Below are 14812 nucleotides of genomic sequence, written 5' to 3'. Positions count from 1 at the left end.
ACGCACGCCCCGGAATGACGGGTGTGGCGTCCGGCAAGCGCTAGTCGCGCGCCGGAATGACGAGCGGGACGCGATGCGCTCATCGCATATGTGCTCATCGAAGCACTGTCGTCGCGGTTCTGCTACTCGAACTATCGCTCGACAAGATGCGCGCGCGAGACTGCAGGTTCAAACCGATCGGCGAAATACTGCGTTTCGTTGGCCACCCGTCCGTCGCGGAACTCCATGATGCTCACCGCGTAGGATGGTACACCGTCATAGGTCAGGATGAATTCGGTGACCCATAATTCGCCGTTGCCGATAATCCGCCGAACCGTAAAACGTTTCTCATTTGGCTGGACAAGTCGGCTCATCTGAATGTTGTGCCGACCGCGGATGCGTTCCCCCGATTGGGGATAATAAAGCATCGCATCCTCATGGTAGATGTCATGTTCGATATCGAAATCGTTCGCGTCCGATGCAGTCCAATGACGCTCCAGGGCGGCCCGTACATCGTCCATCTCAACCTCCTGCGATAGGCCTCAGGTTGGCGGCTTGGCTTGGTGCAGAGGGGAAGGAGAGCCGAACCTCTCCACAACGACAGACAGTCGCCTTACCGGCAAACTAGCATGGAAAAGCTCGCGAAGATTTTCTTGTTCGCTGTTTTCGCGCGATAATCCTCGAAGACTTCTCTCACGCCGACGGTCTACAGATCGGTCCGGGGACAACACAAGGACACGCCCATGCTCACGCTTCATCATCTCAACGACTCCCGCTCGCAGCGGATCATCTGGCTGCTGGAAGAACTCGGCGCGCCCTATGATCTGACAACCTATCAGCGCGATGCGCAGACGCGGCTGGCGCCGCCGGAATTGGAGGCTGTGCATCCGCTCGGCAAGTCGCCGGTCATCGTCGACGGCGATGTGACCATCGCGGAATCCGCAGCCGTCGTCGACTACGTCATCCGCCGCTACGGCAAGGGCGCGATGCGGCCGGCGGAAGGCACTCCGGAGCATGAGGCCTATCTCGAATGGCTGCATTATGCCGAGGGCTCGGCGATGTTGCCGCTGATGCTCAATCTCTACGTGTCCCGCCTGAAGGAGGCCGGCGCGCCGCTGCAGCCGCGGATCGACAGCGAGATAGCCCGGCATCTCGGTCATGCCGACCGCGCGCTGCAGGGCCGCGCATTCTTCGTTGGCGACAGCCTGACCGGCGCGGATATCCAGATGAGTTTCGTCGCCGAGGTTGCCGGCAGCTTCGACCGGCTCAAGGCCTATCCCGATCTGGCCGCCTGGATCGCCCGGATGCATGCCCGCCCGGCGTTCCAGCGCAGCGTGGAGAAGGGCGGGGTATACCGGCTGGCGAAATAGGGACGGAGCGCTTCGGACGTTGACCGATGATTATAATGTAGCTACATTATAGTCATGAAAATCCTCTGGGACGAGCCGAAGCGTCTCGCCAACCTGGACAAGCACGGGTTGGATTTCGCGGATCTCGATGAGGCCTTTTTCGAAAGCGCTCTGGTTCTGCCGTCACAGGTGAAAGCGAAACGTTGGATTGGCATCGGCCGGAATATCCGCGGCGTCATTGTGGTGGTGTTCGTGGTTCTCGGAAAGGAGGCCTTGAGCGTGATTAGCATGCGTCCCGCCAGTAAGAATGAGAGGAGGCTCTACAATGACCGTTAAAAAGCGGGGTTATAGCGCCAAAGATATGCGAGAGGTCAGCGACACCCCGGAATTGACGAAGGACGACTTTGCCAAGGCTAAGCCCTTTGCTGAAGCCTTGCCGGATCTGGCCAAATCGATCCGCAAGGGGCGTGGTCCCAACAAGGCGCCCACCAAAACGCTCGTGTCGCTGCGGCTCAGTCCGGACGTCCTGACCCATTTCAAGTCTAAGGGGCCGGGCTGGCAATCGAAGATCGACGAGGTTCTGCGCAAGGCGGCGGGCGTCAAGCGATAGGGGCGGTATCGCCGTTTACTTCGGGCGGTAGGCAATCGGCATGTGCAATCGCCGCATTTACGCCACTGCCTAAATATCGCGCCCTGAGGCGCAAAACCTTGGCCCCGCCAGCCAGATATGGTATTCGGGGCACCGTTTCCTGATCGCCACTCGTGACCGTCCGCACGCCGAAAGAAGGCCGCGGCGGTGGAGATATTGCCCTATGACCACTTCGGCCAAAACCGGCTCCGCGCCCGACTCGTTCTTCTCCGCCACGCTTGCTCAGGCCGATCCCGAGATTGCCGAGGCGATCAAGGGTGAACTCGGTCGCCAGCGTCACGAGATCGAGCTGATCGCGTCGGAAAACATCGTCAGCCGCGCCGTGATGGAGGCGCAGGGCTCGGTGATGACCAACAAATATGCCGAGGGTTATCCGGGCGCGCGCTATTATGGCGGCTGCGAATTCGTCGATATCGCCGAGAACCTCGCCATCGAACGCGCCAAGAAGCTGTTTGGCGCCCAGTTCGCCAATGTGCAGCCGAATTCCGGCAGCCAGATGAACCAGGCCGTGTTCCTGGCGCTGCTGCAGCCGGGCGATACCTTCATGGGTCTCGACCTCGCAGCCGGCGGCCATCTCACCCACGGCTCGCCTGTCAACATGTCCGGCAAATGGTTCAAGCCGGTGCACTACACCGTGCGCAAGGACGACCAGATCCTCGACATGGATGCGATCGCCAAGCAGGCGGAAGAGGTGAAGCCGAAGCTGATCATCGCCGGCGGCTCGGCCTATTCGCGCTCGTGGGACTTCAAGCGCTTCCGCGAGATCGCCGACAGCGTTGGCGCGTATCTGCTGGTCGACATGGCCCACTTTGCTGGCCTCGTTGCCGGTGGCGTCCATGCCTCGCCGGTGCCGTATGCCCATGTCACCACGACGACGACGCACAAGTCGCTGCGCGGCCCGCGCGGCGGGTTGATCCTCACCAATGACGAGGCGCTGCACAAGAAGCTGAACTCGGCGATCTTCCCGGGTCTGCAGGGCGGCCCGCTGATGCATGTCATCGCGGCGAAAGCCGTGGCCTTCAAGGAAGCGCTGCAGCCGGACTTCAAGGTCTATGCCAAGAACGTTGTCGAGAATGCCAAGGCGCTGGCCGAAACGCTTCGTGCGCAGGGCTACGACATTGTCTCGGGCGGCACCGATAACCACCTGATGCTCGTCGACCTCAGGCCGAAGGGCCTGAAGGGCAACGTCTCGGAGAAGGCACTGGTTCGCGCCGGCATCACCTGCAACAAGAACGGCGTGCCGTTCGATCCGGAAAAGCCGTGGATCACCTCGGGCATCCGTCTCGGCACGCCCGCCGCCACCACGCGCGGTTTCGGCATTGCCGAATTCAAGGCAACCGGCGAGATGATTGCCGAAGTGCTGAGCGCGGTGGCGCAGTCCGGCGACGGCAGTGCGCCGCTGGTCGAAGCGGCCGTGAAGGAGAAGGTCAAGGCGCTGACGGATCGTTTCCCGATCTATCAGTAAGGCCTGCTACGAGGCGGAGACCTGCGCGGTCAGAAGGTCGCGCAGGAACGAGTGTCTGGAAGGTTCTCTGGAATGCGCTGTCCGAACTGCAATAGCCTCGATACGCAGGTGAAGGACTCGCGTCCCGCGGAAGATTCCGCCGTGATCCGCAGGCGGCGCGTCTGCGTCACCTGCAACTTCCGCTTCACTACCTTCGAGCGCGTGCAACTGCGCGAACTCACGGTGATCAAGCGCAATGGCCGCCGCGTGCCGTTCGACCGCGACAAGCTGGTCCGCTCGCTGTCGATCAGCCTGCGCAAGCGCCCGGTCGATCCGGAGCGCGTCGAGACCATGGTCTCGGCCATCGTACGCGAACTCGAAAGCGGCGGCGAGGCGGAGATTTCGTCGGAGACCATCGGCGAGATCGTGATGGAGCATCTGCGCGGGCTCGACGATGTCGCTTACGTGCGCTTTGCCTCGGTCTATCGCAATTTTCGGGAGGCCAAGGACTTCGAGGCCGTGCTCGGCGAATTGCATGCCGACGACGACGGCCGGCCGGTGGTCGTCCGAAAATGATCTTCCGGATCCTGGAAGATCAATACGCTCAAAAATCTGCCGACGCGAAAGCCACTGACCTGCGCTTCATGCAGCTGGCGCTGACGCTTGGCCGGCGCGGGCAGGGCCGGACATGGCCCAATCCCGCGGTCGGCGCGGTCATCGTGAAGGACGGTGTCATCCTCGGCCGTGGCTGGACCCAGCCCGGCGGCCGTCCCCATGCCGAGCCTGTCGCTCTGGCGCAGGCCGGCGAAGCCGCACGCGGTGCCACGCTCTATGTGACGCTGGAGCCATGCTCACATTTCGGCAAGTCGCCGCCTTGCGCGGATGCGATCGTCGCTGCTGGCGTCGCGCGCGTGGTGGCTGCCATCGAGGATCCCAATCCGGAAGTCGCTGGGCAGGGCCATGCGCGGTTGCGCGACGCCGGCATCAGGGTCGATGTCGGGCTCTGTGCAGAGCAAGCCGCGCGCGATCACGCCGGACATTTCCGCCGCGTGCGCGACAAGCGCCCGCATGTCGTGTTGAAGCTCGCGGTGTCGCCGGATGACAAGATCGCGGCAGCCGGTCACAAGCCTGTCGCCGTCACCGGCGAGATGGTGCGGTCGCGCGTGCATCTCTTGCGGGCGCAATGCGACGCCGTGCTGGTCGGCATGGGCACCGTCATCGCGGACGATCCCGAACTGACCTGTCGCTTGCCGGGCATGATGAAGCGCTCGCCGGTGCGCGTGGTGCTCGACCGTGCGCTGCGCATGTCCGGTAACAGCAGACTGGTGCATTCGGCGCGCACGACGCCGCTCTGGGTGATGACCTCCAGCCTGTCGGAAGCGCCCGCCGCAATGGCGCTGGGCGCGGCCGGCACGCAGGTGCTGCGCGTGCCGACCACGACCGCGCCGCCGCCGGGGCTGGATTTGCTGGCCGTGCTGCATAGCTTGTCGGAGAAGGGCATTACGAAGCTGCTGGTGGAAGGCGGATCGAAAGTCGCGTCGTCTTTCGTGGCGGCGGGACTGGTCGACGAGGTCTGGCTGTTTCGCGGGCGGAAGGAGATCGGCGAGGGTGGGATCGCCGCGCTGGATGCATTGCCGCTATCGGCGATCACCGGGTCGCCGGGCTTCGTGCAGCGTGCTAGCGAGACGATCGAAAACGACACTCTGACCATCTACGAAAGAAGCTAATGTTCACCGGCATTGTGACCGACATCGGCGAGATCGAGAGCCTTACGCAAGTGGCGCAGGGCCAGCTCCACCGGCTGCGCATTCTCTGCGGCTACGACCAGACCACCATCGCCGACGGCGCCTCGATCGCCTGCAACGGCGTCTGCCTCACAGTGGTCGGCTCCGGCGTGGCCAACGGCAAGACCTGGTTTGACGTCGATGCCGCAGCCGAGACGCTGGGCATGACCACGGCGAAGCACTGGAAGCTGGGCACCCGCCTCAATCTCGAACGCGCGCTGAAGATCGGCGACGAGCTCGGCGGCCATATCGTCGCCGGCCATGCCGATGGCATCGCTACCATCGTGTCGCGCGAGAACCTGCCGGACATGGCGCGGATCACCTTCCGCACCACGCGCGAACTGGCGCGTTTCATCGCCACCAAGGGCTCGATCACGCTCGATGGCGTGTCGCTGACGGTGAATACCGTCGATGACGTGCAATTCGCCGTGCTGATCATTCCGCACACGCTGAGCGTCACCACGCTGGGCAAGGCGTGGGAAGCAGGCGCCGAGGTCAATATCGAGGTCGACCTGATGGCCCGCTATGCGGCGCGGCTGAGCGAAATGCCGGTTTAAGGCTCCGACCTCTCGGCCGTCATGGCCGGGCTTGTCCCGGCCATCCACGTCTTCGTGCCCGGCCAAGACGTGGATACCCGGCATGCGCCGGGCATGACGGCGCTAAATTGCCGAGTATTGCCCTTGGCTTCGCAGCCGCACACGACTAAAACCGCGCGATTGTTGACATACACCGTAAGCGGATGTTGTCAGCGTTTTGAACGGATTGAGAAATGGCAGACGCGCGACGCGCTCATTTGCAGGACCAGACCGACATCACGGGCGCGCGCGTCCTGATCGTCGAGGCGCGGTTCTATGACGACATTCAGGATGCACTGCTGGAAGGCGCGATCGTCGAGCTGAAGGCAGCCGGCGTCACCCATGACGTGTTGACGGTGCCCGGCGCGCTGGAAATTCCTTCGACCATCGCGATTGCGGTCGATGCTGCCGCGAAAAGCGGCAAGCCGTATGAAGCGGCAATTGCGCTGGGTTGTGTCGTACGTGGCGAGACGTTCCATTTCGAGATCGTCTCGATGGAGTCGTCGCGCGGGCTGATGGATTTGTCCGTCGATCTGCGGCTGCCCCTCGGCAACGGGATCATCACGGTGGATACCGACGAGCAGGCCTGGGCGCGCGCGCGCGCCGGTGAATTGAACAAGGGCGGCGATGCGGCCCGTGCGGCACTGTCCGTGCTGCGCATCAAGCGCCGTCTGGCGAAGGCTTGAGTGATGGCTGACAAGAAAGCCGACTTCAAGAAGCCCGTGCCGAAAGGCGACCGCAAGGCCAACCGCCGCGGTGCTGCGCGTCTCGCCGCGGTGCAGGCGCTGTATCAGATGGATATCGGCGGGGCGGGCATCAACGACGTCTTCGCCGAGTTCGAGAGCTTCTGGCTCGGCAGCGAGATCGAGGGCGACCAGTATCTCCCCGCCGAAGAGGCGTTCTTCCGCGACATCGTGTCCGGCGTGGTGCGCGACCAGAACAAGCTCGATCCGTTGATCGACGACGCGCTCTCCAGGGGCTGGCCGCTGCAGCGGATCGAGGCGATCCTGCGCGCGGTGATGCGCGCCGGCGCCTATGAGCTGGAACATCGCAAGGACATTCCCGGCCGTGTCGTGGTGTCGGAATATGTCGACGTCGCGCATGCCTTCGTCGAAGGCGACGAGACCGGCATGGTCAATGCGGTGCTTGACCAGATCGCCCGGCAGTTTCGCGCGGAAGAGTTTTCGCGCGCAGGACACTGATCATGTCAGCCGGGTCCAACGCATCCGGCGAAGACACCCTGATCGCGCGCTACTTCAAGCCGCTCGCGACTGATCCCGGCGCGTTTGGGCTCACCGATGACGCCGCGGTGCTCAAGGCTGACGGCGAGGATATCGTCGTCAACACCGACGCCATCGTCGAGGGCGTGCACTTTCTCGCCGACGATCCCCCGGACACCATTGCGCGCAAGGCGCTGCGGGTGAACCTGTCAGACCTCGCCGCCAAGGGCGCAGTGCCGGCCGGCTTTGTGCTGACGCTGGCGCTGCGGACACATGATGAGACGTGGCTGACGGAATTCGCGCGCGGTCTCGGCGAAGACATCGCAACATTCGGCTGCGCATTGCTCGGTGGCGATACGGTCTCGACGCCGGGACCGCTGATGGTCTCAGTCACCGCCTTCGGTCGCGTTCCGGTGGGCAAGATGGTCCGCCGTCACGGCGCGGCGGTGGGGGACCGCGTGGTCGTGAGTGGCACGATCGGTGATGCCGCGCTTGGCCTTGCGGCGCTGAAGGGCGGCGCGGTCGCGACGGCGCTGGCTGGTGACAGTAACGCACATGACGCGCTCGTGGCGCGCTATCGCGTGCCACAGCCACGCAACGCGCTCGCATTGGCGGTGCGCGATTTCGCGACGGCGTCGATGGATGTCTCTGACGGATTGGCCGGCGATCTCGCCAAGCTCTGTGCGGTGTCGGGCGTCTCTGCCGTCATCGATGCATCGGCTATTCCGCTGTCGGATCCGGCGGCAGCACTGCTGGACCGCGGTGTGATCGGTCTCGAAACGGTCGTTGCCGGCGGCGACGATTACGAAGTCCTCTGCACCATCCCAGAGAATCGCACGACCGGTTTCGTGCAGGCCGCGCATCAGGCGGGCGTGCGGGTCGCGGTCATCGGGACGATTGTTGCAGGTGCGTCATCGCCCCGCTTCGTCGACCAGGCGGGCAGGGACATCGCGTTGAAGCGCCTGTCCTACAGCCACTTCTGACTAGCCTCATCGTTCCCGCAAGCGCGGAACTAACCTCTCCCCGCATCTTGCGCGGGGAGAGGTCGCCGCGTCTTCGCGGCGGGTGAGGGGCGGGGCACGCGGTTTGACCAAGTAATGCTGTTGCTGGTTCGGAACGATCTGAAGCTGCCGACCAGGGGAGGGCCATTGCCATGCCCCTCACCCGAAACCCGCGCTTTGCGCGGCTTTCGACCTCTCCCCGCGCAAGATGCGGGGAGAGGTTAAGAGCCCCTCCAAAAATCCTGCATTAGCCCATTGGCAGCGTTGCACGGCGATACCGATTTTGCCATGCTCATCAAACGAGAGGCCGTCCTCACGTGCTGGGCAGGCCTCCTTTTTATGCGCCAACTAACAAGGCGCCGGGCAGGAAGGACTGAGGCAGATTCCATGACAGCATTGTGGGTGATCGTGCTCTGCGGGGCACTGTCGATCGTTTACGCGATCTGGGCGACGAGTTCTGTGTTGAAGGCCGATGCGGGTAACGCACGGATGCAGGAAATAGCAGAGGCTGTGCGGGAGGGCGCACAGGCCTATCTGAAGCGACAATATCTCACCATCGGCATCGTCGGCGTCGTGATCTTCGCGCTGCTGGCTTACTTCCTCGGCATGCTCGTTGCCTTCGGCTTCTTGATCGGTGCCGTGTTGTCGGGCGCAGCCGGCTTCATCGGCATGAACGTCTCGGTGCGTGCCAATGTCCGCACCGCGCAGGCGGCGACGATCTCGCTGGCCGGCGGCCTCGAACTCGCCTTCAAGGCGGGGGCCATCACCGGCATGCTGGTGGCGGGTCTGGCACTGCTCGGCGTCACCATCTACTTTGCCTATCTCACGCACGCCCTCGGCCTCGCTGCCAACAGCCGCACTGTCATCGATGCGCTAGTGGCGCTCGGCTTCGGCGCGTCGCTGATTTCGATCTTCGCGCGTCTCGGTGGCGGCATCTTCACCAAGGGCGCTGACGTTGGCGGCGATCTCGTCGGCAAGGTCGAAGCCGGCATTCCCGAAGACGATCCGCGCAATCCGGCAACGATCGCCGACAATGTGGGCGACAACGTCGGTGACTGCGCCGGCATGGCCGCCGACCTGTTCGAGACCTATGCGGTGACCGCGGTCGCCACCATGGTTCTGGCCGCGATCTTCTTCGCGAGTTCGCCATTGCTGGTCAACATGATGACGCTGCCGCTCGCCATTGGCGGCATCTGCATCCTGACCTCGATTGCCGGCACGTTCTTCGTCAAGCTCGGTGCCAGCCAGTCGATCATGGGCGCGCTGTATAAGGGCCTGATCGCCACCGGCGTGTTGTCGCTGTTCGGCGTTGCCGCCGTGATCTACTGGCTGATCGGTTTCGGTCCGCTGGCCGGCGTGAAGTATACGGGTCTGGCGCTGTTCCAATGCGGCGTCGCCGGCCTCGTCGTCACGGCGCTGATCATCGTGATCACCGAATACTACACCGGCACCGACTATCGGCCGGTGAAGTCCATCGCGCAGTCGTCGGTCACCGGCCACGGCACCAATGTGATCCAGGGTCTGGCGATCTCGATGGAGTCGACGGCGGGTCCGGCGATCGTCATCATCGCCGGCATTCTCGTCACCTACAGCCTCGCGGGCCTGTTCGGTATCGCGATTGCCACCACGACGATGCTGGCGCTGGCCGGCATGATCGTGGCGCTCGACGCCTTCGGTCCTGTCACCGACAATGCCGGCGGCATTGCCGAAATGGCCGGATTGCCGAAGGAGGTCCGCAAGGCCACCGACGCGCTCGACGCGGTGGGCAACACCACCAAGGCGGTCACCAAGGGCTATGCCATCGGCTCGGCCGGCCTCGGCGCACTGGTGCTGTTCGCGGCTTACAATGAAGACCTCAAATTCTTCATCGCCAATGCCGCGAAGTATCCGTACTTCAAGGATGTGCTGCCGGACTTCTCGCTGACCAATCCCTATGTGGTGGTCGGCCTGCTGTTCGGCGGTCTGCTGCCATACCTGTTCGGTGCGATGGGCATGACGGCCGTGGGCCGTGCGGCCAGCGCCATCGTCGAGGAAGTGCGTCGTCAGTTCCGCGAGAAGCCGGGCATCATGCAGGGCACCGACAAGCCGGATTACGGCCGCGCGGTGGATCTGCTGACCAAGGCCGCGATCAAGGAAATGATCATCCCGTCGCTGCTTCCGGTGCTGTCGCCCATCGTGGTGTACTTCATCATCTACGCCATTGCGGGGGGCGGCGCAGTCGGCAAGTCGGCGGCATTCTCGGCGGTCGGCGCCATGCTGCTCGGCGTGATCGTCACGGGTCTTTTTGTGGCGATCTCGATGACCTCGGGCGGCGGTGCCTGGGACAACGCCAAGAAGTACATCGAAGACGGTCACTTCGGCGGCAAGGGCTCCGACGCCCACAAGGCTGCGGTGACCGGCGACACCGTCGGCGATCCCTACAAGGACACGGCGGGCCCCGCGGTGAACCCCATGATCAAGATCACCAACATCGTGGCGCTCCTGTTGTTGGCGATTCTCGCGCACTAGACGGCGGCAACGGCCAATGTAAAAGTCTCGCGGTGAAAGCCGCGGGACTTTCTTTTTTGGTCATTTTGAAAGACGAAAACGATGCGTGGAATTGGCGTTGCTTTATTCGCGGTGTTTGCTTTTTCAACGCCTGTTCTCGCCGCCGCAGAAAAATGCCCCATCAGTGATGCAGCCGAAGCGAAGGCCGGCGGCCTCCACCAGGCCATTGAGGCCGCGATGAAGGCCGAGTTCAGCTGCGAAGGCGCATATCGGATCATGGAACTCTGCCAGCTCGGTTCGTCCGGCGATAATGCGTTCTCGACCATTGTGCTGTCGAAATGCGAACCACGGTTCTTGCCGAAGGCGCTGCCCGCGACCAAGGCGGCCTATCAGAAGGCGCGTGCGAAATGCAACAAGATCGCGGAGAAGAACGAGGGCTCGATGTATCAGAGCCAGGCCGCGGTCTGCATTGCGCGATCCGGGCGGGATTTTGCGCGGAAGTACGGGACGAAGAGCTAGGCCGCTGTCGGCTTTGGGTTTCTGCTCATCTATAGCAAAAAGCCCCGCGATCCGATCGCGGGGCTTTTTGTTGAGTTGGTCGGGCTTACGCCGCCTTGCTCTGCTTGCCGTCCTGGATGGCGCGCCAGATGCGCTCGGAGGTCAACGGCATGTCGATATGCGTGACGCCGTAATCGCTGAGTGCATCGACCACCGCATTGACGATGGTGCAGAGCGAGCCGGCGCAGCCGGCTTCGCCGCAGCCTTTGGTGCCCAGCGGGTTGGTGGTTGCAGGCGAGGGATGATCGCCGACCAGCATCAGCGGAATGTCGCCGGCGCGGGGCATCGCATAGTCCATGAACGAGCCGGTGATCGGCTGGCCCGACGCGTCATAGCTGACTTTCTCCATCAGCGCCTGGCCGATGCCCTGAGCGACGCCGCCATGCAACTGGCCGGCGACGATCATCGGATTGACGATGGTGCCGAAGTCGTTGACCGCCGCGTAATTGACGATGGTCAGCACACCGGTGTCGGGATCGATCTCGACTTCGGCAACATGACAGCCGTTCGGGAATGTCGAGGGCACGTCCGATGAGGTGTGATCGACGTCGAGCGAGGAGGGCACGCCGTCCGGCATCTTGCCCTCGCGCACACGCTGCGACAGTTCCATGATGTCGATGGAGCGGTCGGTGCCGGCAATCGTAAAGCGGCCGGCCTTGAACTCGATATCGGCTTCGGATGCTTCCATCAGATGCGCGGCCGCGGCCTTGCCCTTGGCAATGACAAGGTCCGAGGCTTCGACGATGGCTTGGCCCGATGCAGTGATCGAACGCGAGCCGCCGGTGCCGTTGCCCATGCGCACGAGGTCGCTGTCGTTCTGCTCGAGGCGGATGGCATCGAACGGCACGCCGAGTTGAGCCGACAGCACCTGTGCGAAAGGCGTAGCGTGGCCTTGACCGTAATCCAGCGTGCCGGTGGTCAGCGTCACGGTGCCGTCCTCGCCGAAAGTCAGTTTGCCGAGTTCGCCCGATGGCGGTGCGGTGACTTCGAGATAGGAGCCCACCGCAATGCCGCGGAGCTTGCCGTTTTTGCGGCTGTCCTTCTTGCGTTTGGCGAAGCCGGCGTGATCGGAAATTGCGAGGGCCTTCTCGAATACGCCCTGGAAATCGCCGCTGTCATAGGTGACGCCTGACGCGGCCGCAAAAGGCAGCTGCGACGGCTTGATGAAGTTGCGCTTGCGTAGTGTGAAACGGTCGATGCCCATCTCGTCGGCAGCGCGGTCGATCAGCCGCTCCATGAAGTAGTTTGCTTCGGGGCGCCCGGCGCCGCGATAGGCGCCCATCAGCGTGGTGTTGGTGAGCACGCATTTGATGTCGACAGACAGCAGCGGCGTCTTGTAGACGCTGGCGAGGTTCTTGCCGGTGTTGAGCGACAACGGGCTCGGCGATACGCCGGTGATGTAAGCGCCGAGATTGCCGTAGCCTTTCAGGCGCACCGCGAGAAACTTGCCGTCCTTGTCGAGGGCGAGTTCGGCATGGATATCCTGGGCGCGGCCCTGGCTGTCGGACAGGAAGCTGGAGGAGCGCTCGTCGAGCCATTTCACCGGCTTGCCTAATTCCTTCGCCGCATGCAGCAGGCAAATATATTCGGGATAGCTGATGTTCTTCATGCCGAACGATCCGCCGACATTGCCGGTGAGGATGCGGACCTTGTCGGGCGCGACGTTGAGCTGCTTGGCCAGCGTATTGCGATTGCCGGCGACGCCCTGGGTCGGCACCTGGATCACATAGCGGCCGCCGGATTTCTCGTATGCCGCGAGGGCGCAGCGTGGCTCCATGGACACCACGGCGACGCGGGTGTTCTCGATGTCGAGTTTGGTGACATGGGCGGCAGAGGCGAATGCGGCCTCGACGGCGGCGGTGTCGCCATAGTGATAGTCGAGTGCGACATTGTTCGGGATGTGGTCGTAGAGAACAGGCGCGCCGGGCTTCGTTGCGGCCTCGCAATCGGTGACGGCGGGCAGGGCGTCGATGTCGAGGACGACAGCTTCGGCGGCATCGCGGGCCTGCGCGACTGTTTCAGCCACCACGAGGGCAACGGGGTCGCCGACATAGCGCACCTTGTCGGTCATCAATGCATGGCGGTTGGTCTGGAACAGCGGGGTGCCGTCCTGGCTCTTGAGCGGCAGGCCGCAGGTGAAGGGGCCGTAATTGGCGGCTTCGAGATCCCGTCCGGTCCAGACGCCGCGCACGCCGGGCATGGCCTTGGCAGCCTCGGTATCGATGCCGCGGATCACGCCATGGGCATGGGGACTGCGGACGATCCAGGCATAGAGCTGGCCGGGCAGGTTGATGTCGTCGGTATATTTGCCCTTGCCGCGGACGAGGGTGTCGTCCTCCTTGCGGCGGACAGGCTGGCCGACCCCGTATTTCTGCATGGCGATGGCGTTATCGACGGGCGAGCCGGTAAAATCTTGCATGATGAATCCATCAAATGTGGATGATTCCAGGATTTGGCGCGGGGGCGCGCCCCTGTAAGTCCCTGAGATAAGGCAGCGTGACCTGTACGACAACGGACGATTGGGCATGGGGGTGCGCCAAGGTTGCGCTGATCCTGTGCCCTGCTAAACTTTCCGTGAAACATATTTCCAAGAAGGTTTCCACGCCGGCCGGAACGGTCGCGGAAAGACAGATTGAATGGATGATGACACGCGGCTTCGCGGCGGCCATGGGCCGGGCGAGGGTGTGCAGGGATTGGTTGCGGCATTGGCCGACGGCGGGCGCGAAGCCGCATGCGCCAACACCTATGCCGCGCTCGATCTCGGAACCAATAATTGCCGTCTCCTGATCGCCTGTCCTACGGGCGACAGTTTTCGCGTGGTCGATTCGTTTTCACGGATCATCCGGCTGGGCGAGGGCGTCTCGACATCCGGCGTGATCAGCGACGCCGCGATTGCCCGCGCGATCTCGGCGCTCAGCATCTGCCGTGACAAGATCCGCGCGCGGGACGCACAGCGGCTGCGGCTGATCGCAACCGAGGCCTGCCGCGCGGCCTCGAATTCGGACGCGTTTCTCGACCAGGTGGCGCGCGAAACCGGCATCACGCTGGAGATCATCGATCGCGAGACCGAAGCGGCGCTGGCTGTGATTGGCTGCTCGCCGCTGATCGATCCGCAGGGCCGCGGTGCCATCCTGTTCGATATCGGCGGCGGCTCGTCGGAACTGGTGCGCATCGAGCGTGATCCCACGGATCCCAAGGGCAAACCGCTGATCAAGGCGTGGATGTCGATCCCGCTCGGCGTGGTGACGCTGGCCGAGAAATTCGGCGGCAAGCACGTGACCCGGGACAGCTACACGCAGATGATTGCGGAGGTCGCCCGGCACGTGGCGCCGTTCGCCACCGAACATGCCGGCGATCTCGACGGCATGCACATGCTGGGCACCTCGGGCACAGTGACCACGCTGGCCGGCGTCTATCAGGGGCTGGCGCGCTACGACCGCCGTCGCATCGACGGCATCTGGCTCAGCAATGCCGAGCTCGACGAGACCATCGCCAGGTTGCTCGACATGACCTACGCGGAACGCGCGGCCAATCAGTGTATCGGCCCCGACCGTGCCGATCTGGTGCTGTGTGGCTGTGCCATTCTGGACGCCATCCGCAACGCGTTCCCGCTGCCGCGGCTGCGCGTGGCCGATCGGGGGCTGCGCGAGGGCATGTTGGTGGAAATGATGCGCGAGGATGGCGCGATCCGCGCCTCCTGAGCCTGATTTTCCCGATTCAGGGCGAATATTCGGGTTTCCCGCCATGCCGTGCTAAGGGAAACGCG

16 protein-coding genes are annotated in these 14812 nt (G+C 63.5%); 13 read left to right on the top strand and 3 right to left on the bottom strand.

Features of this window, described 5'->3' with window-relative positions; all coding sequences use genetic code 11:
- Window positions 1-131: 131 nt before the first annotated feature.
- The gene (locus AB8B20_RS06900) at window positions 132-500 is read right to left on the bottom strand and encodes a nuclear transport factor 2 family protein (RefSeq protein ID WP_309945383.1); all 369 of its coding nucleotides are present in this window, start codon (window positions 498-500) and stop codon (window positions 132-134) included.
- A gap of 222 nt (window positions 501-722) precedes the next feature.
- Here AB8B20_RS06900 and AB8B20_RS06895 point away from each other — a divergent pair, with 222 nt between their 5' ends.
- The 11 genes from AB8B20_RS06895 to AB8B20_RS06845 all read left to right on the top strand — a co-directional run bounded on the left by AB8B20_RS06895 (window position 723) and on the right by AB8B20_RS06845 (window position 10509).
- Window positions 723-1349, top strand: coding sequence for a glutathione S-transferase family protein (locus tag AB8B20_RS06895; RefSeq protein ID WP_439072097.1), 627 nt, complete (start codon window positions 723-725; stop codon window positions 1347-1349).
- 54 nt (window positions 1350-1403) lie between these two features.
- Window positions 1404-1664: a BrnT family toxin gene (locus tag AB8B20_RS06890; protein ID WP_093761454.1), complete on the top strand. Its 261-nt coding sequence runs from the start codon at window positions 1404-1406 to the stop codon at window positions 1662-1664.
- The gene (locus AB8B20_RS06885; protein ID WP_120292169.1) at window positions 1654-1938 is read left to right on the top strand and encodes a BrnA antitoxin family protein; all 285 of its coding nucleotides are present in this window, start codon (window positions 1654-1656) and stop codon (window positions 1936-1938) included. Before AB8B20_RS06890 ends, AB8B20_RS06885 begins: the two co-directional genes overlap by 11 nt.
- A 202-nt stretch (window positions 1939-2140) precedes the next feature.
- Window positions 2141-3442 (top strand): serine hydroxymethyltransferase, encoded by a 1302-nt coding sequence (gene glyA / locus AB8B20_RS06880; RefSeq protein ID WP_089263852.1) that lies wholly within the window; start codon window positions 2141-2143, stop codon window positions 3440-3442.
- 72 nt (window positions 3443-3514) lie between these two features.
- Window positions 3515-3997 (top strand): transcriptional regulator NrdR, encoded by a 483-nt coding sequence (nrdR, locus tag AB8B20_RS06875; RefSeq protein ID WP_068732542.1) that lies wholly within the window; start codon window positions 3515-3517, stop codon window positions 3995-3997.
- Window positions 3994-5148, top strand: coding sequence for a bifunctional diaminohydroxyphosphoribosylaminopyrimidine deaminase/5-amino-6-(5-phosphoribosylamino)uracil reductase RibD (ribD, locus tag AB8B20_RS06870; RefSeq protein ID WP_439072096.1), 1155 nt, complete (start codon window positions 3994-3996; stop codon window positions 5146-5148). Before nrdR ends, ribD begins: the two co-directional genes overlap by 4 nt.
- A complete protein-coding gene (locus AB8B20_RS06865; protein WP_231080395.1) occupies window positions 5148-5762 on the top strand; it encodes a riboflavin synthase in 615 nt (204 codons plus the stop codon). The genes ribD and AB8B20_RS06865 overlap by 1 nt, the downstream gene beginning before the upstream one ends.
- A gap of 212 nt (window positions 5763-5974) precedes the next feature.
- A complete protein-coding gene (ribH, locus tag AB8B20_RS06860; RefSeq protein WP_089263855.1) occupies window positions 5975-6466 on the top strand; it encodes a 6,7-dimethyl-8-ribityllumazine synthase in 492 nt (163 codons plus the stop codon).
- 3 nt (window positions 6467-6469) lie between these two features.
- Complete coding sequence (gene nusB / locus AB8B20_RS06855) at window positions 6470-6982, top strand: transcription antitermination factor NusB (protein ID WP_089263856.1); 513 nt, start codon at window positions 6470-6472, stop codon at window positions 6980-6982.
- Window positions 6983-6984: 2 nt separating this feature from the next.
- Window positions 6985-7983: a thiamine-phosphate kinase gene (gene thiL, locus AB8B20_RS06850; RefSeq protein ID WP_089263857.1), complete on the top strand. Its 999-nt coding sequence runs from the start codon at window positions 6985-6987 to the stop codon at window positions 7981-7983.
- Between the two features lie 405 nt (window positions 7984-8388).
- Window positions 8389-10509: a sodium-translocating pyrophosphatase gene (locus AB8B20_RS06845; protein WP_089263858.1), complete on the top strand. Its 2121-nt coding sequence runs from the start codon at window positions 8389-8391 to the stop codon at window positions 10507-10509.
- Here AB8B20_RS06845 and AB8B20_RS06840 read toward each other — a convergent pair.
- Complete coding sequence (locus tag AB8B20_RS06840) at window positions 10506-10766, bottom strand: hypothetical protein (RefSeq protein WP_244558270.1); 261 nt, start codon at window positions 10764-10766, stop codon at window positions 10506-10508. The genes AB8B20_RS06845 and AB8B20_RS06840 overlap by 4 nt on opposite strands.
- Between AB8B20_RS06840 and AB8B20_RS06835 the strand changes: the two genes are divergently transcribed.
- Window positions 10765-11007: a hypothetical protein gene (locus AB8B20_RS06835; protein WP_244558271.1), complete on the top strand. Its 243-nt coding sequence runs from the start codon at window positions 10765-10767 to the stop codon at window positions 11005-11007. The two genes, AB8B20_RS06840 and AB8B20_RS06835, sit on opposite strands and share 2 nt — an antisense overlap.
- 85 nt (window positions 11008-11092) lie before the next feature.
- On the opposite strand, the gene AB8B20_RS06830 is transcribed toward AB8B20_RS06835, so the two are convergent.
- Window positions 11093-13465 carry a xanthine dehydrogenase family protein molybdopterin-binding subunit gene (locus tag AB8B20_RS06830; protein ID WP_439072095.1) on the bottom strand — a complete coding sequence of 791 codons (2373 nt, stop codon included), beginning with the start codon at window positions 13463-13465 and terminating at the stop codon, window positions 11093-11095.
- 217 nt (window positions 13466-13682) lie between these two features.
- Between AB8B20_RS06830 and AB8B20_RS06825 the strand changes: the two genes are divergently transcribed.
- Window positions 13683-14747 carry a Ppx/GppA phosphatase family protein gene (locus AB8B20_RS06825; RefSeq protein ID WP_439072094.1) on the top strand — a complete coding sequence of 355 codons (1065 nt, stop codon included), beginning with the start codon at window positions 13683-13685 and terminating at the stop codon, window positions 14745-14747.
- Window positions 14748-14812 lie beyond the last annotated feature (65 nt).

This window comes from Tardiphaga sp. 866_E4_N1_4, assembly GCF_052076075.1.
Lineage (GTDB): Bacteria > Pseudomonadota > Alphaproteobacteria > Rhizobiales > Xanthobacteraceae > Tardiphaga > Tardiphaga robiniae.
Note: the sequence above shows the minus strand (reverse complement) of the source record. Positions and strands in the feature narration are given on the sequence as shown.

Coding starts and splice junctions, on each gene's coding strand:
- AB8B20_RS06830 (WP_439072095.1), bottom strand. CDS start 13,465: ATGCAAGATTTTACCGGCTCGCCCGTCGATAACGCCATCGCCATGCAG.
- AB8B20_RS06885 (WP_120292169.1), top strand. CDS start 1,654: ATGACCGTTAAAAAGCGGGGTTATAGCGCCAAAGATATGCGAGAGGTC.
- AB8B20_RS06845 (WP_089263858.1), top strand. CDS start 8,389: ATGACAGCATTGTGGGTGATCGTGCTCTGCGGGGCACTGTCGATCGTT.
- nrdR (WP_068732542.1), top strand. CDS start 3,515: ATGCGCTGTCCGAACTGCAATAGCCTCGATACGCAGGTGAAGGACTCG.
- ribD (WP_439072096.1), top strand. CDS start 3,994: ATGATCTTCCGGATCCTGGAAGATCAATACGCTCAAAAATCTGCCGAC.
- glyA (WP_089263852.1), top strand. CDS start 2,141: ATGACCACTTCGGCCAAAACCGGCTCCGCGCCCGACTCGTTCTTCTCC.
- AB8B20_RS06895 (WP_439072097.1), top strand. CDS start 723: ATGCTCACGCTTCATCATCTCAACGACTCCCGCTCGCAGCGGATCATC.
- nusB (WP_089263856.1), top strand. CDS start 6,470: ATGGCTGACAAGAAAGCCGACTTCAAGAAGCCCGTGCCGAAAGGCGAC.
- AB8B20_RS06900 (WP_309945383.1), bottom strand. CDS start 500: ATGGACGATGTACGGGCCGCCCTGGAGCGTCATTGGACTGCATCGGAC.
- AB8B20_RS06840 (WP_244558270.1), bottom strand. CDS start 10,766: ATGATCCGATATGCGCCTTCGCAGCTGAACTCGGCCTTCATCGCGGCC.
- ribH (WP_089263855.1), top strand. CDS start 5,975: ATGGCAGACGCGCGACGCGCTCATTTGCAGGACCAGACCGACATCACG.
- AB8B20_RS06835 (WP_244558271.1), top strand. CDS start 10,765: ATGGAACTCTGCCAGCTCGGTTCGTCCGGCGATAATGCGTTCTCGACC.
- AB8B20_RS06825 (WP_439072094.1), top strand. CDS start 13,683: ATGGATGATGACACGCGGCTTCGCGGCGGCCATGGGCCGGGCGAGGGT.
- AB8B20_RS06865 (WP_231080395.1), top strand. CDS start 5,148: ATGTTCACCGGCATTGTGACCGACATCGGCGAGATCGAGAGCCTTACG.
- AB8B20_RS06890 (WP_093761454.1), top strand. CDS start 1,404: ATGAAAATCCTCTGGGACGAGCCGAAGCGTCTCGCCAACCTGGACAAG.
- thiL (WP_089263857.1), top strand. CDS start 6,985: ATGTCAGCCGGGTCCAACGCATCCGGCGAAGACACCCTGATCGCGCGC.